Raw genomic sequence first — 19138 nt, 5'->3', positions numbered from 1 at the left:
GAGGAATTTTTATTCCGCTAGAACCGGGTGGCCGCTGATGCTTAACGTGGTGATGGATGCGTTGTTGACCAGCAATGCTCTGGCGCCAAGCGGCAGGGTGACCGTACGCTGCTCGTGACCGAAATCCAGGCCGCTGATGACCGGAATGTTAAGCTGCTGGCGAAGGTAGTCGTATACCATCGGCAGATCGTATCCGGCATCGTAGTCGTTGGCGTTTGCGCCGGTAAAACTGCCGAGGATAATCGCCCGCTGGCGCGCGAGAATACCGCTGTTGAGCAGCTGTAATAGCATGCGTTCGACGCGGAACGGGTGTTCGTTAATATCTTCCACCACCAGAATTCCGTCGCTAATCTGCGGCATCCACGGGGTGCCGATAAGCGAGGTCAGCATCGCCAGGTTGCCGCCCCACAGCGTGCCGTCGGCGCGACAGTCCGGGCCTTCACCGTGCCATTCAAGCGTAAACGCCGGGTTGCGCAGCGCCTGCCAGAAATGGTGCTCGGTAAATTCGTTCAGCGTTTCAGCGCCGAAGTTTCCCGCCAGCATCGGCCCGCTAAAAGTGATTATGCTACCCTTTGCCAGCAGCCCCAGCTGGATGGCGGTGAAATCGCTGTGGCCGCAAATAAGCAGCGGATCCTGCTGCTGGCGGGCGATCAGCGCCTGCCAGTCAATCTGCGGCAGCAGGCGAGTCGCGCCGTAGCCGCCGCGTACCGCCAGCACGATGCGGTTTTTACCGGCGAGGGCGGCGAGCTGGTTGATATCGGCAAGGCGTTCATTCTCAGTTCCGGCAAAGCGCAGCGCCCGGCGGGGAATGACTTCCTGGTGCGCGACCTGGTGCCCGGCCTCCTGCAGACGCTGCACGCCGCGATACGCCGCCTCTTGGTTGATGCAGTAACCGGAAGGGGCGACGAGATAAAACTGAGACATGACAATTCCTTGCTAAGAATGAAAGGGTTATCATGCCGCCTGGAGCGTTTATTGTCATCTCCGTGCGGCAAACTTCAGCCAATAAGGATAGATGTGTGAAATTGAGATGGTGTGTTTTTTTATGTGTATTGTTGGCCGGTTGTAGTTCAAAACACGATTATCGTAACCCGCCGTGGAACCCGGAAGTCCCGGTTAAGCGGGCGATGCAGTGGATGCCAATCAGCGAAAAAGCCGGTGCGGCGTGGGGCGTCGATCCCCAGCTGATTACCGCCATCATCGCCATTGAATCCGGCGGTAACCCGACGGTGGTTAGCAAATCCGGCGCGGTTGGCCTGATGCAGCTGAAGCCCTCGACCTCCGGTCGCGATGTTTACCGGCGGATGGGCTGGAGCGGAGATCCTTCGGTGAGCGAGCTGAAGAATCCCGAGCGCAATATTTCGATGGGGGCGGCCTACCTCAGCATCCTCGAAAACGGTCCGCTGGCGGGGATTAAAGACCCGCAGGTGATGCGCTATGCGGTGGTGGTGTCCTATGCCAACGGCGCGGGCGCGCTGCTGCGGACGTTCTCGTCCAATCGCCAGGATGCGATTGAAGAGATTAACGATATGGACGCCGATGATTTCTTTGAGCACGTGGTGAAAAAGCACCCGGCACCGCAGGCGCCGCGCTATATCTGGAAGCTGCAGAAGGCGCTGGACGCCATGTAAAGGGCGCTCCCCGCAGGCTCAGCTTGCCGGGGAGCCATCGGCCCGGCCGATTCTGGAACTGCACATTGATAAAGACGCGCGGCGGGCCCCCGCCGCGCGGAGGTTTACGGCGCGACTTTTTTCTCCTCTACCGCAGCCGGCTGCTGAGCGGCAGGCTGCGCCGAGGCGTCCGCTGCTTTGCCGTTGTCGTCATTCGCCGCCGGGCGCGCGGTGGGGACGGAGTCACACGGCTTCTCTTTCGGACACACCAGGTCCAGCATCTTCAGGGTGACGCCGTTGGTCCAGCCAAAGCCGTCCTGTAGCGGATACTCTCCGCCACCGCCGCCGGTTCCGGTCGAGCTGACATCATATTTTTCCACCAGCTTCTGTTCGCTGTTGTAGGTGTGCTGAACGTTGCTGAGGAACCGCCAGCTCACCTCCATTGCGATTTTCTGCTGGCCATACTTTTGCAGGCCTTCAGCGGCGACCCACTGCAGCGGCGCCCAGCCGTTCGGCGCATCCCACTGCTGGCCGCTATTGACGGTCGTGGTGGTCAGGCCGCCGGGCTTGAGCAGTCGCGCTTCGGTGGCGGCGGCGACCTTCGCGGCGCGTTCGCTGGAGGCGGCGTTGACGTACAGCGGGAACAGCGCCGCGGCGGTCAGCTGATTGCGCACCTTATGACTTTTCAGATCGTAATCGGCGTACCAGCCCTCTTTATCGTTCCACAGATATTTCTCCAGCGCTTTCTGACGGGCGTTGGCTAATGCGTCATACTGCGCGGATTTAGCGCTATCCCCTGCCGCTTTACTGGCGCGGGCGATGGTTTTTTCCATGTGGAACATCAGCGAGTTCAGATCGACCGGAACAATCGAGGTGGTGCGGATGGTGCCGAGCTGCTGCGGGTTATCCATCCAGCGGGAGCTGAAGTCCCAGCCGGATGCCGCGGCGGAGCGCAGATCGCGGTAGATTTCAGTGGCCGGGCGGTTGGGATTGTTTTTGGCGGTTGTGACGTCGTCCAGCCAGGATTCCGGACGCGGCGTGTCGTTATCGTCCCAGTAGCGGTTGAGCAGGGCGCCGTCGGCCATCCGCACCACGCGCTTACTGGCGCTGCCGGGCTCAAGCGCCTCAGCGCCATCCATCCAGTACTGGTACTCTTTCTCCATCTGCGGCAGCCATTTTTTGAGCGCCTCATCGCCCTCGTGCGTGGCCAGCAGTTCAACCATAAACGGGAAGAACGGCGGCTGCGAGCGGCTCAGATAGTAGGTGCGGTTGCCGTTGGGAATATGGCCCCAGGCGTCGATCTCCGCGGCGAAGTTGGTCACCATATCTTCAATTTTATCCCAGTGGCCGCTCTCAGCGAGACCGAGCATGGTGAAGTAGCTGTCCCAGTAATAGACTTCGCGAAAGCGTCCGCCGGGCACCACGTAGGGCTTTGGCAGCGGCAGCAGCGAATCCCATTTTTCGACGTCGACGGTACTGCGGGTCAGTACGGGCCATAATCCGTTGATATGCTGGCGCAGCGTTTGTCCTTTTGGCGGAACGTACTGGTCGTTTTCGCGAGGCAGGGTAAAGTTGAGTTCGACGAAGTGCCGCAAATCAAAGCTGGTCTGGCTTTTCTGCATACGATAATCGGCAAGGATCATCAGCGGGTCGCCGTTCGGAATGGCGTCAGCAAACGTTTTCTGGTCAGAAAAAAGTTTCGCGCTTTGCACATCGTTAAATAGCGGACCGAGCAGGATATCGGGTGATTGCGGGGTGGGACGGGTTTCTTCAGCCTGAGCCGTCAACGTCGCCAGGGCGACAAACGCGCCTCCTAGCGCCAGACGAAGAGCAAAAGGCAGGGTAGCGGGGCGACGGGAAACGGGGCTCGTCATAGATTGTTCTCCTTATCATTGCAGACTATGTGCCACTGCATTCGGCCATCAGAAAACCTTAGACGAATATCCGCCGCTGCGCGTGTCCGAGGTAACATTTTACGCGAAAACAGAGTATTTACCGGGCGCTGCTCTGTTCCGCACCGACAAAATATTGGCGGTTAAAACAGCGCTGTCTTGTAGGGTACTTCGGGGGATATTTTCGCTGAATATCTGGCAATTGATAAAAAACATAATCCGCGAATAAGAAAAATAAATAGACAAGCGGCATGGTATTCCTATATGGCATTTTTATCTGCTCATCCCTGTCGCCTGAAAAAAGTTAGCGAAGTATTAAAACATGTGATCTGCCAAACAAAAAAACGGGTTCTAATACCATTGAAGGCTGACAGGATCACATAAATAAAAAAACATAAATAATTAATAAAAAAACATAATGGCATCTGTAGGAGAGAAAAGTAAAAAATGCAGACATTACAGAAACCGGTTTCATTTTTTCGTAAAGGAGTGATGTATGTCTGCTGGCGACAAAATTTCTGTCAGAGAAAAAGTAGGTTACAGCCTGGGGGACGCAGCGAGCCATATTGTATTTGACTCCTCCGTTGCCATCTTAGCCTACTTCTATACCGATATTTATGGTCTACCGCCCGCCGTGATGGGGACGATGTTTTTGCTGGTTCGTCTGCTGGATGCGATTACCGATCCGATTATGGGGGCGATTGCGGATGCCACCTCAACCCGCTGGGGGCGCTTCCGTCCGTGGCTGCTGGCTATCTGCGTACCTTTTGCCGTGAGCTGCGTGCTGGTTTACTCCATACCGTCTTTCTCCGACTCGGGGAAAGTGGTTTATGCGGTTGCGGCATATATATTTATGACGTTGATGTACACCGCCATTAATATTCCTTACTGCTCGCTGGGTGCGGCGCTGACTTCCGATCCGCGTGAAAGCCTCTCTCTGCAATCCTGGCGTTTTGCCATCACGCCGATTGGCGGCGCGCTGGGTACCGCGTTTATTTTACCGCTGGCTGATCTTCTTTATCCTGGCGATCGGGCGACGGGTATTCAGGTCTCCATGGCGATATTTGGCGTTATCGGCTGCCTGATGTTTGTCGTCTGTTTCGCGACCACTAAAGAGCGCGTCCAGCCGATCAAAGAAGAAAATCTGAATATTGCCCGAGATGTGAAAATTCTTTTCCGCAACGATCAGTGGCGTATTCTCTCCGTTTACAACTTTATGATGCTGGTTGCCGTGGTGATTCGCGGCGGGGCGGTGGTATATTACGTCAATAGCGTGCTGAATAAAGGTGCGGACGTTATTACAATATTCATGCTCGGCGGGATGTTTGCCTCCATGCTGGGTTCGGTGCTGGCAAAACCGTTTGGTACGCGTTTCTGTAAGGTCAGACTCTCTTTCTGGATAAATCTCGTCACCGCTGCGCTGGGCGTCGTATGCTTTATGGTGCCGGTACAATATTGGGTGCTGGTGCTCGGCGTGCATATTCTGATCTCTATTATTCAGGGCGGCAACGGCGCGCTGCAGTGGTCGATGATTACCGACGTGAATAACTATGGTGAATGGAAAACCCAGCGTCGTATCACTGGAATGAACGTCGCGGCGAATATTTTTGTGATTAAGCTCGGCGTAGCCGTTGGTGGTGCGATTCTTGGATGGGTGCTGGCTTACTACCATTACGCGGCTAACACCACGGTGCAACCAGCCTCTGCGGTACATGGCGTAGTGCTATTGTTCACCCTGGTACCGTCAATTTTCTATGTTCTTACCGCAGTCTCTATTAAATTCTATGGCTTAACAGAAAATAGAATGAATGGCATTGTTGATGATTTGAAAAAAGGAACTTTTGCCGAGTCCTGAAAATAACAGAATAACACTTGTGGCGTTGTGAATTCATCTTCACATAGCCACAGGTGTATCCTGAATGAAATAAACAATAATTAATTTAGGGATATTCAAATGAAAATAAAATATATGGCTTTGGCTATTGGCGCCATTATGTCCTCTAATGTGATAGCAGCAAAAAATAATACCTCTGCCGATATTGACCAGCGCCTTGCGCAACTGGAGCAAAGATTAATTAACGCTGAACAGCGCGCCGCGGACGCTGAAGCGCAGATACAAACGCTTAAACAACAGCAAACAACGCCAGCAAAAACCGCGCCGGCGGTGAAAGTCGATGCCGCTGAGCCGGTCGTTCCCGGCGCGACTCCTACGAAACTTACGCTCTCAGGCTATGGCGACCTGAAGTTTTATGGTGATGTGGAATTCAATATGGATGGTGCCAGCGGTAGCGGTAGCCTGACGTCGGTAAAAACCTCTTCGAATAAAAACTGGGCGCCGGGTACTAAAGAACGTTGGGATATTAACGGCCGTATTCTGCTGGGCTTCGATGGTATGCGCAAAATGGATAACGGCAATTTTGCCGGTTTCTCCGCCCAGCCGCTGGCTGATATGACCGGTAAAATGAACCTTGACGATGCGGTATTCTTCTTTGGCAGGGAAGATGACTGGAAGGTAAAAGTTGGTCGTTTCGAGGCCTACGATATGTTCCCGCTGAATCAGGATACGTTTATCGAATATTCCGGCAACACGGCTAACGACCTCTATAGCGATGGCTACGGCTATATTTACATGATGAAAGAGGGCCGCGGCCGTAGCAGCAGCGGCGGCAACTTCCTGCTCAGTAAAACGATAGATAACTGGTATTTCGAACTTAATAACCTGGTGGAAAACGGCAGTACGCTGTTCCAGGACTCCAGCTATCACGGCAATACCCTGGAAAATGAGAAAAACGTCGCCTATTTACGTCCGGTGATTGCGTGGAATAGCGGTCGCTTCTCTACCGCAGTAGCGATGGAAAAGAACGTCGTGAAGAATGCTTACGGTTATTACGACAATCGCGGCAGTTGGGTCGACCAGTCGGACCGTACCGGCTATGGCTTGACGATGTCATGGAATGGACAAAAAACCGATCCGGAAGATGGGGTCACCACTAACCTGAACGTGGCCTATATGGATGCCTCCGATGAGAAGGATTTCACCGCAGCTATTAACTCCCTCTGGCATCGTTTTGAACTGGGTTACATCTACGCCCACAACAAAATCGACAAGTTTAACTCGGCTAATTATGTCTCTACCTGCGACGATGGCTGCTGGATCTCCAACGTGGGTGACTACGATATCCACACCATTCACGCATCGTACCTGTTCCCCAATGTCATGGATATGAAGAACTTCAACATCTACCTTGGCGCTTACGCCTCGTGGATTGAAGCGAAACCAACGGATGGCGACAAACATGAAGACTCCCGCTACGGCGGCCGTCTACGTTTCAAATATTTCTTCTGATCAAAGCAGAGCCCGCATTGTGCGGGCTCTGTTCATTATGCCATTACGCCTCCTGCGGAGGCTCGAGTTAACAGGACTACACCATGTTTGACAGTAAAGCGGGCACTCCGCTGGAAGGGTTTGCCGAATTTGCCACTGCCGCTGCCGCCGAAGGCGCGGTATTGCTGAGAAACGATCGCGGAATGCTCCCACTTAATCCTCTGCAGCCGGTTTCACTATTTGGCCGTACGCAGATTGACTACTATCGCAGCGGTACCGGTTCCGGCGGGGCGGTTAACGTGGTGAGCAGCACAACCTTGCTGCAGGCGATGCGGGAGCGAAGCAGGGGCAGGCTCAATGAGCAACTGGCTGCGCTTTACGAAAGCTGGATTGAACAACATCCCTTCGACAACGGCGGAGGGGGCTGGGCAGCGGAACCCTGGTACCAGCAGGAGATGCCGCTGAGCGATGAGCAGATTCGTCAGGCCCGCGCCGTCTCGACCCAGGCGGTTATTGTCCTCGGTCGTACCGCGGGTGAAGATCAGGATAATGCCGATGTTGAAGGCGGGTACCGGCTCACGGCCGATGAGAAGCACATGCTACACCAGGTATGCCGAGAGTTTGATGAAGTGGCAGTCGTGTTGAATACCGCCGGGCTTATCGATCTCTCATGGGCTGACGATCCGCTGCTGCGTCAACGCATTCGCGCGCTTCTGTATGTCTGGCACGGTGGCGCGCACGGCGCACAGGCCGCAGCCTCGTTGCTATACGGTGATGTGACCCCTTCAGGTAAGCTGGTTGGCAGCATTGTGATATCGCTGGACGATCATCCGGCATCCCCCTGCTGGGGTGCGGAAGAAAAAAATCTCTACCAGGAAGATATCTACGTTGGCTATCGCTATTTCGAAACCTTCTCTGCGCAGAGCCTGCAGTTCCCCTTTGGCTTTGGTCTCTCATACACCTCTTTCACCCTGCAATCGGCGCGGGCGGAGACCTTTGGCGACCTGATCAAGGCGACCGTCACCGTGACCAATCGCGGGGAGCGCTTCGCGGGAAAAGAAGTGGTGCAAATCTACCTCCAGGCGCCGCAGGGGGCGCTCGGCAAACCGGCCAAAGCGCTGGTGGCTTTTGCCAAAACTCGCCTGCTGCAACCGGGGGAAAGCGAGACCTTAACGTTATCAATTCCGCTGGAACGCTTTGCTTCTCTGGACGATAGCGGGGCGACCGGGCATCCACACTGTTATGTGATGGAGCCAGGGCTTTATCGCTTGCTGCTTGGTAACAGCGTGCGCGATTTACAGCCGCTGCCGGTTGACGGCGAGGCGGGGTACGCGCAGAAAACGCTGCGGATCCTCTCCTGCCATCAGCAGGTGCTGGCGCCGACGGTGCCTTTCGTACGTATAAAACCGGTCGCGGACGGCGATGATGGGCGCTATCAGATCGAGTGGGAGGACGTGCCGCGGCGGGAGATTAATCTGCGCGCGCGCATTGAGGAGCGTTTGCCAGAGGCTATCACCCTTACCGGTAACCAGGGACTGACGCTCAACGACGTGGCTGAAGGGCGTACCACGATGAATGCCTTTGTTGCTCAGCTGTCTGTTGAGGAACTGGCCTGCCTGGTGCGCGGAGAAGGCATGTGTAGCCACAAAGTGACGCCCGGCGTCGCATCGGCTTTTGGCGGCGTAGCCGACAGCCTGCTGGAAAAAGGCATTCCTCTGGCATCGACCGCCGACGGCCCATCCGGGATTCGCATGGATAACGGCGCGAAGGCCACTTTGCTTCCCAGCGGTACATTATTGGCCTCCAGCTGGGACCCGATCCTCGTGGAACGCTTATACGTGATGGAAGGCAAAGAGCTGCTGCGCAACGGTATCGACCTGCTGTTAGGGCCGGGGATGAACATCCAGCGCCATCCGCTGAACGGGCGTAATTTTGAGTACTTTTCCGAAGATCCGCTGCTCACCGGGATGATGGCGGCGGCGGTGGTTCGCGGCATTCGCAGCGGCGGCGGGATTGCCACCCTCAAGCACTTTGCCTGCAACAATCAGGAGTTCGCCAGAGCCAAAGCGGATTCGGTGGTGTCAGAGCGCGCGCTGCGTGAAATCTATCTCAAAGGTTTTGAGTATGCGGTGAAATCCGGCGGCGCAAATGCGGTAATGACCGCTTATAACCCGGTCAACGGCCACCATGCCGCATCCAACTACGATCTCACCACCACCGTACTGCGCGAGGAGTGGGGCTTTCGCGGGATCGTGATGACCGACTGGTGGGCAACGATGAACGATCCCATCGATGGCGGCGCGGCGAGCACCCACAACACCGCGGCGATGATCCGCGCGCAGAACGACCTTTATATGGTGGTCAATAATAACGGCGCGGAAGTTAATGCGGGGGGAGATAATACCCTGGCGGCGCTGGCGACAGGCGAGCTAACGCTCGGTGAGCTTCAGCGCTGCGCGATAAACATCCTCGACTTTATGATGCAGACGCAGGTCTTTAAGCGCGGGGAGATGCCGCGGGCGGGGATTATTCGCCTGGCGGCGGATCCTGTGAGCGATGGGGCCTGTCCTGGCGCAATTAAAATTGCCGAGCAGTCGCGGCTGCGCTACGACGAGGAGCTGGTGCTGAGCGTTGAGCGAACAGCGGTATATGACGTGCTGGTGAGCGTTCACGCTAACGGTGCGCCGCTCGCACAAACCGCCTGCAACCTGCTGCTTAATGAACAATTTGTGGCGACGATCCAGACCAACGGTACGCTCGGTCGTGAGATTGTGCAGAAGCTGTGTCGGATTGAGCTACAGTCGGGGAAATATCGCGTAGACTTTGATTTTATCAAGCCGGGTCTGGTGGTGGACTGGCTGGAGCTCAGGCTCGTTAATGACTAATTTCCGTCTCAGGAGCCGCCGATGAACCGACGCCATTTTTTGTTTTTAAGCGCCGCCGCGCTGCTGGCGGGCGGTCGTCTTCGCGCCGCTGAAAGCCAGCAAACGATCCGCCTGTGGCCTGGCGTGCCTCCCGGCGGCGGCGGACCGGACGGCCCCGTTCGCTTATCGGCACGCGGCGCGCTAAGCCATATCGTCCAGCCTGAACTGACGGTATGGCGTCCCGCAGCGCCACGCGGCCACGGCGTATTAATTGCTGCCGGCGGCGGCTATCGACGCATTGAAATGGCGAAGGAGGCCTGGCCCGCCGCGCGCTGGCTAACGATGCGCGGCTATACCGCGTACGTGCTGACCTATCGTCTTCCCGGGGAGGGGTGGCAAGCGGGCGGCCTTGCTCCGCTGCAGGACGCTCAGCGGGCGCTGCGCCTGATTCGTCAGCGGGAAGCCAAAGTCAGCCTTCTGGGGTTTTCCGCCGGCGGACATTTGTCGGGAATGGCTGCCTGTCGCGCCGATTTTGCCTCTTACCCGCCGATCGACGGCGTGGACGACACCCCGCCCCGGGCCGACGGCGCCGCGCTGATTTATCCGGTGATTTCCCTCGAACCTCCGTACACCCATACCGCCACCCATCGGCTCCTCGCCGGGCCTCACGCCGCGGAGGCGGTCGATCGCGCCTGGTCGGTACAAACCTGGGTCAGCGCGCGGACGCCGCCCTGTTTTCTGGTTCAGGCGGAGGACGATAATGTCTCCGATCCGCACAATACGTTGATAATGGCCGCCGCCTGCCGTCAGCATCAGGTCCCGGTCACCCTGTATCGTTACGCCAGCGGCGGTCACGGTTTTGCGCTGGGCCGGGCCGGTACGCCTAGCGTCGAGTGGCCCGAGCGCTACGCTGCGTGGCTCGCGGCGCGTTAGTATCGCGTGAATCGACTTGCCCCAAATTGGTGCGCTTTAAGCGAAAAACAGGCCATAAATAAGCAAAGCGTCTGATTGTTTTTTATTCAATTCAGCGCCATGGCATAACAGCGTAACGCCGCGCCGCCGCGCTGCGTTACCTGGCATAATTAATGCTTATCTCTTACCGGGATTACCTCAAAGTGAGTACAACCGGAGGAGACGGCCATGATAAAAATAACGCTTCCTGACGGGCATTATTATGATGAGATGCTTACCGCACAGGGAGAGCAGCGTCAGCACTATAACGCCTGGTGGCAATGGTTTCGCAGTACCGATCAATTCTCTATCCGGCAGAAGAAAGAGCAGGCGGAGCTGCTCTTTCACCGCATCGGCATCACCTTTAACGTCTACGGCGAGGATGAGGGCACCGAACGACTGATCCCTTTCGACAGCGTGCCGCGTATTATTCCCGCCGGCGAGTGGCAGCGAATTGACCGCGGCATCCGCCAGCGGGTGAAAGCGCTCAACGCTTTTCTTTACGATATCTACCACGATCAAAATATCCTTCGCGCGGGGCTGATCCCGGCCGAACAGGTGCTGGCGAACGAACAGTATCAACCCTGTATGCAGGGGATAAATTTACCCAATAACACCTACGCCCATATCACCGGAGTCGATATGGTGCGCAACAGCGACGGCCAGTACTACGTGCTGGAGGATAATCTGCGCACCCCCTCCGGCGTCTCCTATATGCTGGAAAACCGCAAAATGATGATGCGGCTGTATCCCGAAATGTTCGAACAGCACCATATTGCGCCGGTAGAACGCTACCCCAGCTATCTGCTGCAAACGCTGCGCGAAAGCTCGCCGGTGGACGATCCGTGCGTGGTGGTGATGACCCCGGGGCGGTTTAACAGCGCCTATTTTGAACACAGCTTTTTGGCCCAGCAGATGGGCGTTGAGCTGGTGGAAAGCGCGGATCTGTTTATTAAAACCGGGGCGGTGTATATGCGCACCACCGAAGGACCGCGGCGCGTGGACGTCATTTACCGGCGTATCGACGACGCGTACCTTGACCCGCTGGCCTTCCGCGCCGACTCCATGCTAGGCGTTCCGGGGCTGCTGTCGGTGTATCGCGCCGGGGGCGTGGTGCTGGCCAACGCCATCGGTACCGGCGTCGCCGACGATAAATCGATCTACCCCTTCGTACCGGAGATGATCCGCTTCTATCTGGGCGAGCAGCCGATCCTGAGCAATATTCCCACCTGGCAGTGCCGTAAGGCGGAAGATCTCAGCTACGTGCTGAGCAATCTTGAACTGATGGTCGTGAAAGAGGTTCACGGCGCGGGCGGCTACGGCATGCTGGTTGGCCCGCGCTCGACCAAAGAGGAGCGCGACGCGTTTCGCCAGCGCCTGCTGGCGAATCCGGCCAACTATATCGCCCAGGACACCCTGGCGCTGTCGACCTGCCCAACCTTTGTCGATGAGGGGCTGGCGCCGCGCCATATCGATTTACGTCCCTTCGTCCTTTCCGGCCAGGAGATCCGCCTGGTTCCCGGCGGGCTGACGCGGGTGGCGCTAACCGAAGGCTCGCTGGTGGTGAACTCGTCGCAGGGCGGCGGCACCAAGGATACCTGGGTGATGGAGGATGATGAATCATGTTAAGCCGCACAGCGAGTGAACTCTTCTGGATGGCGCGCTACCTTGAGCGCGCAGAAAGCTATGCCCGGGTGCTGGACGTGACCTGGAAGCTGTCGATGATCCCCCGTCACAGCCAGCAGTCGCGGGATTTAGCCCTGCCGCTGAATCTGTCGCTGACCCATGAGCTGTTTCAGGCGCGGCACGCGCGTTTCACTATGAGCAACCTGCTTAATTTTTTCGCGCTCGACGGCAACAACCCGTACAGCATTTTCAGCTGCGTCGAGATGGCGTGGAACAACGCCCATGCGGTGCGCGGCAGCTTGTCGGCGGAGGTGTGGGAAAGCATCAACGCCACGCGCATTGAGCTGCGAAAGCTGCGCCAGCAGGGGATCGGCGAGCTGGGCAACGACGCTTTCTTTGAGTGGGTAAAAGAGCGGGTACATCTGTTTCGCGGGGCGATCCTCGGCACGCTGCTGCGTAACGACGCCCTGAGCTTTATCGGGATCGGGACGCTGATCGAGCGGGCATCCGCCACCGCGCAGCTGCTGTTGATTAAGGATCAGCAGTTGAACAGCGATCCCGATCCGGTACGCGAGTACTACCGGCTGGATACGCTACTTAATGCGGTCAGCGCCCGCGAGGCCTACAACAGCATTTACCGCCAGCCGGTCAGCCGCGAAACGGTGATGGAGCTGCTGATCCTGCGCAACGATGTGCCGAGATCGCTGAGAGCGAGTATTTCCGACCTCGTCGGGCAGCTGGAACAGATTGCCAACGACCGCTCGCACTTGCCGCTGCGGCTGGCGCACCAGCTCAACGTCGACCTGCGTTTCAGCACCCGCGACGATCTGGCGCAGGCCGATTTACAGGTCACCCTTAATGCACTGCTGGCGCGGATTAACGCGCTTTCCGACAGCATCAGACAAACCTATCTGGAGGCGTTATGAAACTGGTTATCGATCACCTGACCCGCTACGGCTACGATGAAGAAGTGAAGTTTTCGACCCAGTATCTGCGCCTGACGCCGCGCAGCAGCGGTCGGCAGAAGATCACCGCCTGGACATTAACCCTGCCGGACGGTTCCGCCGTCGCCACCACCGACGCCTGGGGCAACGTGCTGCACGTGCTGACGCTGGATAATCCGCATAAAGAGATTACCATCCGCGCCAGCGGGATCGTCGATATCGCGGAAGAGGGGGACGACATCGGCGCGGAGCCGCAGGAGCTGCTGTCGCCGCTGGTTTTCTTGCGCTGTACGCCGCTCACCCGCGCCGACGGCCCGATCCGCGAATTCGCCCAGCGCTGGTATCAGCCGGAGGCGCAGGAGGAGAGCCTGAACCGGTTAATGGCCGAGCTGCTGCTGAGAATGCCCTATTCGCCGGGCGCCACCCAGGTGCAGGACTCCGCCGCCGATGCCTTTGCGCGCGCGAAAGGGGTTTGCCAGGATCACACCCACGTGTTTCTCGCCTGCTGCCGGGCGCTAGAGATCCCGGCGCGCTACGTCAGCGGCTACGTTTACAGCGATAACGCCGAGCACGTCGCCATGCACGCCTGGGCCGAAGTGTGGCTCAACGAGCGCTGGCAGTCGTTTGATATCACCAATAACACGCGCAGCCTGAATCAACATTTGCGGCTGGCGACCGGGCTGGACTATCTTGATGCGTGCCCGGTACGCGGCACCCGCCTCGGCGGCGGGGGGGAAATCATGTTAACTAACGCTGAAGTGCGCGAGCATTCGCAGCAGGCGCAGCAGCAATAACGGCAGGAACAAAAAACGATGACCTACTGTGTGGCCATGTGTTTGTCAGATGGACTGGTATTTGCCTCAGACTCCCGCACCAACGCGGGAGTGGACCATATTGCAACGTTTAAAAAACTGCACGTTTTCCATCAGGATGGCGAACGGGTCATGGTCCTGCAGTCGGCGGGCAACCTGGCCACCACTCAGAGCGTGATTAGCCTGCTCAGCGCCCGCATTCGCACCCAGCAGGAGCCTAACCTGATGCAGGTGACCTCGCTATACGACGCGGCGATGCTGATCGGCAAAACCTTACAGGAGGTGATTCAGCGCGACAGCAGCAACCAGCAGAACTGCGGCAATACCAACTTCAACTGCAACCTGCTGCTCGGCGGGCAGATCGCCGGCGAAACGCACCGGCTGTTTCATATCTATCCGGAAGGCAACTTTATTGAAGCCACGCGCGACACGCCCTATTTCCAGATTGGCGAGAGCAAATACGGCAAGCCGATTATCGACCGGGTTCTGACCATCGATACCCCCCTGGAGCAGGCGATGTGCTGCGCGCTGATTTCGATCGACTCCACCCTGCGCAGCAATCTTTCGGTGGGGCTGCCGCTGGACACCCTGCTGTACCGCAGCGGTAGCCTGAGCAGCGCCGAACAGCATCGGATCACCGAAAACGATCCCTATTTCAATACCATTCGCAAAGCGTGGTCCGAAGGGCTGCAGAGCACCTTTCTGAAGCTGCCGCCGTTCACGCCGGGCGGCCACAATCAGGCGGAAAAATAACGCCCCGGCGTCATGCCGGTCATGGTGCGGAAGAAGTAGATAAAGGCGCTGTCGCTGGCGAAGTCGAGCGCCTGCGCCGTATCGGTAATCCGCTCCCCGGTTGCCAGCATCTCGACCGCTTTCATTAATCGCCACTGTTGACGCCACTGCTGGTAGGACATCCCGGTATCGCGGCGAAACAGTCGGCTGATGGTTTTTTCGCTGGCGCCGCAGCGGGCAGCGAGCGTCCCAAGCGGCGGCGGCAGCGCGTCGCCGCAAACCATCGCCAGCCGTTTATCCTGCGGCAGCGCGAGCATCATCGGCTCCCGCGCGGCGGCGCGAATTTCCGCCTGGCACAGGGCGGCGAGATGCCGTGCCTGCTCGGCCTCCCAGTCGGTATCCCAGGGGCTGGCGCTGATGCGCTCTAATAGTTCGCGCAGCAGCGGCACCACGTTGAGTATCGCCGACTGCGTTGGCAACTGAGGGTAACGCTGCGGCTGAAACCAGACGGAACGATAGTCGACAATGTTTTTCATCTCCGCGCGATGGCTGACTTCAGCGGGGATCCACGCCGCGCGCCCCGGCGGCAGCAGGCACAGCAGGGCGCCATCGTCGAGCGTTAAACGCACGCATCCCTGACGGGTAAACAGGATCTGCGCCATCTTATGCCGGTGGCTGCCGGAGTCGTGGTTACCGAGCGCCGACTGCACGCCAATCAGGCTACTTTTCAACGCATCCGGATCGAATGCCGCGTCAGCGTCAAGCCAGGCCATAATGTCTGATTTCCGATATTTAAAGTCATTATGTTTATAATGTTCGATAAACGGCTTCCCTACAATAGCGCCTCTTGTTAATCAGGAGGTGGATATGTTGGGACGTGCCGCGCTGGTGCTGGTGACCGCGCTACTGATGTTTCCGCAAATAGCGGAAACGATTTATAGCCCGGCGCTGACCGATATCAGCGCCCGTTTTTCCGTGAGCGCGCCGCAGGCGGCGCTAACCCTTTCCGTGTACTTTATCGGTTTTGCCGTCGGCGTTTTGCTGTGGGGCGGATTCAGCGATCGCTACGGCCGGCGTCCGGCCCTGCTGGCGGGGTTAGGGGTTTACGCATTGGGATGCCTGATGGCGCTGTGGGCGACGGATTTTTCGCTGCTGCTGGCGGCGCGGATCGTCACGGCCGCTGGCGCGGCAACCGGTTCAGTGGTGACGCAGACGGTCCTGCGGGACTGCTATCGCGGGCGGCAGCTGGCGGGAATTTTTTCGTTTATCGGCCTGGCGCTGGCGGTGAGCCCGGCCGTCGGGGTCTATATCGGCGGCGGGTTGACCGCCCTCTGGGGGATGCGCGGCGTATTCAGCGCGCTGGCGCTTTTGGCCGCCGCGCTTCTGCTGGGCTGCCTGCCATTGATGCCGGAAACGCGTCCGCAAAACCTCAGGAGAGGGCCGTTTCTTCACGTGCTGCGGCGGATGGTGGGCGATACGCGTATCGCCCTGGCGGCAATCCTGGTGGCGGCATTTAACGTCAGCCTGTTCAGCTACTACAGCCTGGCTCCGTTTCTGTTCGCCCGATTCGATCTTGATGCCCTGACGTTTGGCTACAGCGGTATGGCGCTTGCCGCGGGTTCGCTGCTCGGCGCGCTGCTTAACCACCGGCTGCTGCGTCGGAATGTCTCGCTGGGGCGGATACTCGCCATCGCCTGCATTCTGCACTTAGCCGGCGGCGTCGCGGTGTACGTGCTGCGGGAATCAATCTGGTTTGTGGCGCCGGTTGCGCTGGTCACCCTTGCCTGGGCCATGGCGATCCCGCTGGTGCTGGGGTCGGCGCTGAGCGCCTACGGCGACTGTCGGGGCACCGCCGGCGCCTTTTTCGGCCTGTTTTATTATGTCCTGATTGGCGCCGGTCTGCTGGCGGCCGGGTGGGGGCAATCGCTGGGTGCGTCGCTGCTGGCGTGCGCGGGCGTGAGTATGCTCGCCGGGTGGCGTTATATCATCGTGCTCAACGAGGGCTAAGGTGATTTTCTGGCAAAGCTAAGCGATTTAAATTCTTTGTTATTTAACGCGTTATCTCACATCTTCGGAGGATCAAACGATAACGCGAAAAGGCAGTGGCAGGAATGGCAAAAAGCAGGTCGGTCTATCTGCATCCGCAGCAGCGCGAGCGGATTCATCAGTTTTCCCGTAGCTGGCTGTGGCGCAGCGAGCTGCCCACCTGGCTACTGATCGTTGCCGTCTACGGCGGCTGGTTTGCCTCGCTGGCCTGGTGGCGCGAGCTGGGCATTTTCCCCGCCACGCTGCTGCTCATCTGGTTCACCGCCTGGTATATGTCATTGCAGCATGAGCTTATTCACGGTCACCCCACGTCGCGACCATGGTTTAACCAGCTGCTGGGGACCCTGCCGCTGGCGGTCTGGTATCCCTACGGGCTGTACCGCGACTCGCACCTGGCGCACCATCATCATCATTTGCTGACGCAGCCGGTTGACGATCCGGAATCCTACTATTTTACGCCGCAGAGCTGGCAGCGTTTTGCCCCCTGGCAGCGTAGCCTTATTCATCTGCGCAATACGTTTATCGGCAGGCTGCTGGTGGCGCCGCTGCTGGATATTGCCCAGACGCTCGGCAGCGCGCTGGCGGCATTTCGACACCGGCGGGTGAACACAATAGCGATGTGGCTGGTTCACGGCCTGCTGCTGGCGGCGCTGTTCGCGTGGATGAATCACCTCGGCTTTTCGCCGCTTTACTTCGTGCTGGCTATCAGCTACCCGGCGCTGGCGTTGACCAAAGTGCGCTCTTTCCTTGAACACCGCGCCGCGGACGATCCGCTGGCCCGTTCGGTGATTAACGAGGCGGGGCTGGTCTGGCGGGTGCTGTTCCTCAATCTCAACTACCATTCAGTGCATCACGATTTGCCGGGGGTACCGTGGTACGGGCTGCGAAAAATCTATCTGCATAATCAGGCGGAGTATCAGCGGCGCAACGCCGGGTTTGTGGTGCGCGGCTACGGTGAATGGCTGCGGCATTTTTTTGCCAGGCCGGTGGCGGTGAATGCCCATCCCGGCTTCAACCAGCAGGGTAAGGCGGATGAAGAGCATGAGTGAAAGGCTGGCGTTTCCGATGTACGCGGTGAATGACGAGGATACTCAGGCGCTCTGGCGGGCGGTGCGGCAGCTGCTGGCGGCCCGCGGCGTGGTGGAGGAGGATACGCTGTCGTATCAGGTACCTGAGGATCTGCTGACGCACTGGCGCCATCCGGCGCTGCTGTTGAGCCAGACCTGCGGTTATCCGCTGATGACGCGGCTGCCGGCAGTGCAAACGGTCGGCTGTTTTCACTATTCCGCGCCCGGATGCGAAGGGCGGAACTACCGCAGCCTGCTGGCGGTACGTGAGGCGGACGGTGGTCAGACGCTGGCGGATTTTCGCGGGCGCCGGGTCGTGTGCAATTCGCCGGATTCCCAGTCCGGCTATAACGTGCTGTTAAAAATGGTCGCGCCGCTGTCGCGCGATGGGCGTTTCTTCTCGGCGGTCGCGTTTAGCGGCAGCCATCGCCAGTCGCTGCGTGAACTTCAGCAGGGGACGGCGGATATTGCCGCTATTGATTGCGTGACCTGGGCGCTGCTGCAGCGTCATCAGCCGGAGGCGCTGGCGGGGCTGGCGGTGATTGCGCGCAGCCCGCTCGCCCCGGGTCTGCCGCTGATTACGTCGGCGACGACGTCCGCGGCGACGCTGGGGCTGCTGAGAGAGGCATTGCAGCAGCTGGTGAGCGATGAACGCTACCGGCCGCTTTGCGAAGCGCTGTTTATCTGCGGCTACAGCGATATGCGGCGCGCGGACTATCAGCCCCTGCTGGCGTGGCGTGATGAGGCGGCGGCCAGGGGCGTTGTGCGGCTGTAGGCGGCAATTTCCCCGGGCCGCGGCGCAAGCGCCTTGCCCGGGCTACCGGCCCGCAGGCGGTTGTGAACCCGTAGCCCGGCTAAGCGCAGCGCCACCGGGAAGAAAACCGCAGCAAAGCATCCGGCAGCGCACCTTTCCCGGAGGCGGCGCGTTGCGCCTGTCCGGGCTACCGATCCGCAGGCGGTTGTGAACCCGTAGCGCGGCTAAGCGCAAGCCGGGAAGAAAACCGCAGCAAAGCATCCGGCAGCGCACCTTTCCCGGAGGCGGCGCATTGCGCCTGTCCGGGCTACCGATCCGCAGGCGGTTGTGAACCTGTAGCCCGGCTAAGCGCAGCGCCACCGGGAAGAAAACCGCAGCAAGGCACCAGGCAGCGCACCTTCCCCGGAGGCGGCGCGTTGCGCCTGTCCGGGCTACCGATCCGCAGACGGTTGTGAACCTTTAGCCCGGCTAAGCGCAGCGCAAGCCGGGAAGAAAACCGCAGCAAGGCACCCGGC

Annotated in this window: 16 protein-coding genes; 12 read left to right on the top strand and 4 right to left on the bottom strand. The window is 58.6% G+C overall.

Annotation, left to right across the window (positions count from 1 at the left end):
• Positions 1–9: 9 nt before the first annotated feature.
• The gene (gene ldcA / locus ABLU87_RS00080) at positions 10–924 is read right to left on the bottom strand and encodes a muramoyltetrapeptide carboxypeptidase (protein WP_014229799.1); all 915 of its coding nucleotides are present in this window, start codon (positions 922–924) and stop codon (positions 10–12) included.
• 95 nt (positions 925–1019) lie between these two features.
• Here ldcA and emtA point away from each other — a divergent pair, with 95 nt between their 5' ends.
• Positions 1020–1631, top strand: coding sequence for a membrane-bound lytic murein transglycosylase EmtA (gene emtA, locus ABLU87_RS00075; protein WP_009651970.1), 612 nt, complete (start codon positions 1020–1022; stop codon positions 1629–1631).
• A gap of 104 nt (positions 1632–1735) precedes the next feature.
• On the opposite strand, the gene ABLU87_RS00070 is transcribed toward emtA, so the two are convergent.
• Positions 1736–3484, bottom strand: coding sequence for an alpha,alpha-trehalase (locus ABLU87_RS00070; protein ID WP_122116769.1), 1749 nt, complete (start codon positions 3482–3484; stop codon positions 1736–1738).
• A gap of 514 nt (positions 3485–3998) precedes the next feature.
• Between ABLU87_RS00070 and ABLU87_RS00065 the strand changes: the two genes are divergently transcribed.
• The 8 genes from ABLU87_RS00065 to ABLU87_RS00030 all read left to right on the top strand — a co-directional run bounded on the left by ABLU87_RS00065 (position 3999) and on the right by ABLU87_RS00030 (position 14777).
• Entirely contained in the window at positions 3999–5357 is a 1359-nt protein-coding gene (locus tag ABLU87_RS00065) for a glycoside-pentoside-hexuronide (GPH):cation symporter (protein WP_025106155.1), read from the top strand.
• Between the two features lie 99 nt (positions 5358–5456).
• The gene (locus ABLU87_RS00060) at positions 5457–6848 is read left to right on the top strand and encodes a carbohydrate porin (RefSeq protein ID WP_122116768.1); all 1392 of its coding nucleotides are present in this window, start codon (positions 5457–5459) and stop codon (positions 6846–6848) included.
• 83 nt (positions 6849–6931) lie between these two features.
• Positions 6932–9712 carry a glycoside hydrolase family 3 N-terminal domain-containing protein gene (locus ABLU87_RS00055; RefSeq protein WP_122116767.1) on the top strand — a complete coding sequence of 927 codons (2781 nt, stop codon included), beginning with the start codon at positions 6932–6934 and terminating at the stop codon, positions 9710–9712.
• Positions 9713–9733: 21 nt separating this feature from the next.
• Positions 9734–10624, top strand: coding sequence for an alpha/beta hydrolase (locus ABLU87_RS00050; protein ID WP_122116766.1), 891 nt, complete (start codon positions 9734–9736; stop codon positions 10622–10624).
• A gap of 207 nt (positions 10625–10831) precedes the next feature.
• Positions 10832–12271, top strand: coding sequence for a circularly permuted type 2 ATP-grasp protein (locus tag ABLU87_RS00045; protein ID WP_014229793.1), 1440 nt, complete (start codon positions 10832–10834; stop codon positions 12269–12271).
• On the top strand, positions 12265–13194 hold the full coding sequence (locus ABLU87_RS00040; protein ID WP_004103215.1) for an alpha-E domain-containing protein: 930 nt from the start codon (positions 12265–12267) through the stop codon (positions 13192–13194). Before ABLU87_RS00045 ends, ABLU87_RS00040 begins: the two co-directional genes overlap by 7 nt.
• Entirely contained in the window at positions 13191–14006 is an 816-nt protein-coding gene (locus ABLU87_RS00035) for a transglutaminase family protein (protein ID WP_014229792.1), read from the top strand. Before ABLU87_RS00040 ends, ABLU87_RS00035 begins: the two co-directional genes overlap by 4 nt.
• Before the next feature lie 18 nt (positions 14007–14024).
• Entirely contained in the window at positions 14025–14777 is a 753-nt protein-coding gene (locus tag ABLU87_RS00030) for a proteasome-type protease (RefSeq protein WP_038424660.1), read from the top strand.
• Here the strand turns inward: ABLU87_RS00030 and ABLU87_RS00025 are convergent.
• A complete protein-coding gene (locus ABLU87_RS00025; protein ID WP_122116765.1) occupies positions 14762–15529 on the bottom strand; it encodes a helix-turn-helix transcriptional regulator in 768 nt (255 codons plus the stop codon). The genes ABLU87_RS00030 and ABLU87_RS00025 overlap by 16 nt on opposite strands.
• A 94-nt stretch (positions 15530–15623) precedes the next feature.
• On the opposite strand from ABLU87_RS00025, the gene ABLU87_RS00020 reads away from it, so the two are divergent.
• The 3 genes from ABLU87_RS00020 to ABLU87_RS00010 all read left to right on the top strand — a co-directional run bounded on the left by ABLU87_RS00020 (position 15624) and on the right by ABLU87_RS00010 (position 18644).
• The gene (locus tag ABLU87_RS00020; protein ID WP_122116764.1) at positions 15624–16763 is read left to right on the top strand and encodes a multidrug effflux MFS transporter; all 1140 of its coding nucleotides are present in this window, start codon (positions 15624–15626) and stop codon (positions 16761–16763) included.
• A 104-nt stretch (positions 16764–16867) separates the two neighbouring features.
• On the top strand, positions 16868–17851 hold the full coding sequence (locus tag ABLU87_RS00015; protein WP_014229788.1) for a fatty acid desaturase: 984 nt from the start codon (positions 16868–16870) through the stop codon (positions 17849–17851).
• Entirely contained in the window at positions 17844–18644 is an 801-nt protein-coding gene (locus tag ABLU87_RS00010; protein ID WP_109240576.1) for a PhnD/SsuA/transferrin family substrate-binding protein, read from the top strand. The genes ABLU87_RS00015 and ABLU87_RS00010 overlap by 8 nt, the downstream gene beginning before the upstream one ends.
• Before the next feature lie 286 nt (positions 18645–18930).
• Here ABLU87_RS00010 and ABLU87_RS00005 read toward each other — a convergent pair.
• On the bottom strand, positions 18931–19138 hold a 208-nt coding region (locus ABLU87_RS00005; protein WP_241183536.1), incomplete at its 5' end, for a hypothetical protein.

It is taken from the genome of Klebsiella sp. CB_Kp196 (assembly GCF_040061575.1).
GTDB classification, from domain to species: domain Bacteria; phylum Pseudomonadota; class Gammaproteobacteria; order Enterobacterales; family Enterobacteriaceae; genus Klebsiella; species Klebsiella michiganensis.
This window is presented reverse-complemented; position numbering and strand designations above follow the sequence as displayed.

Excerpts from the sequence above, each read along its gene's own strand:
- ldcA (WP_014229799.1), bottom strand. The coding sequence starts at position 924 with ATGTCTCAGTTTTATCTCGTCGCCCCTTCCGGTTACTGCATCAACCAA.
- ABLU87_RS00070 (WP_122116769.1), bottom strand. The coding sequence starts at position 3,484 with ATGACGAGCCCCGTTTCCCGTCGCCCCGCTACCCTGCCTTTTGCTCTT.
- ABLU87_RS00065 (WP_025106155.1), top strand. The coding sequence starts at position 3,999 with ATGTCTGCTGGCGACAAAATTTCTGTCAGAGAAAAAGTAGGTTACAGC.
- ABLU87_RS00060 (WP_122116768.1), top strand. The coding sequence starts at position 5,457 with ATGAAAATAAAATATATGGCTTTGGCTATTGGCGCCATTATGTCCTCT.
- ABLU87_RS00055 (WP_122116767.1), top strand. The coding sequence starts at position 6,932 with ATGTTTGACAGTAAAGCGGGCACTCCGCTGGAAGGGTTTGCCGAATTT.
- ABLU87_RS00050 (WP_122116766.1), top strand. The coding sequence starts at position 9,734 with ATGAACCGACGCCATTTTTTGTTTTTAAGCGCCGCCGCGCTGCTGGCG.
- ABLU87_RS00045 (WP_014229793.1), top strand. The coding sequence starts at position 10,832 with ATGATAAAAATAACGCTTCCTGACGGGCATTATTATGATGAGATGCTT.
- ABLU87_RS00040 (WP_004103215.1), top strand. The coding sequence starts at position 12,265 with ATGTTAAGCCGCACAGCGAGTGAACTCTTCTGGATGGCGCGCTACCTT.
- ABLU87_RS00035 (WP_014229792.1), top strand. The coding sequence starts at position 13,191 with ATGAAACTGGTTATCGATCACCTGACCCGCTACGGCTACGATGAAGAA.
- ABLU87_RS00030 (WP_038424660.1), top strand. The coding sequence starts at position 14,025 with ATGACCTACTGTGTGGCCATGTGTTTGTCAGATGGACTGGTATTTGCC.
- ABLU87_RS00025 (WP_122116765.1), bottom strand. The coding sequence starts at position 15,529 with ATGGCCTGGCTTGACGCTGACGCGGCATTCGATCCGGATGCGTTGAAA.
- ABLU87_RS00020 (WP_122116764.1), top strand. The coding sequence starts at position 15,624 with ATGTTGGGACGTGCCGCGCTGGTGCTGGTGACCGCGCTACTGATGTTT.
- ABLU87_RS00015 (WP_014229788.1), top strand. The coding sequence starts at position 16,868 with ATGGCAAAAAGCAGGTCGGTCTATCTGCATCCGCAGCAGCGCGAGCGG.
- ABLU87_RS00010 (WP_109240576.1), top strand. The coding sequence starts at position 17,844 with ATGAGTGAAAGGCTGGCGTTTCCGATGTACGCGGTGAATGACGAGGAT.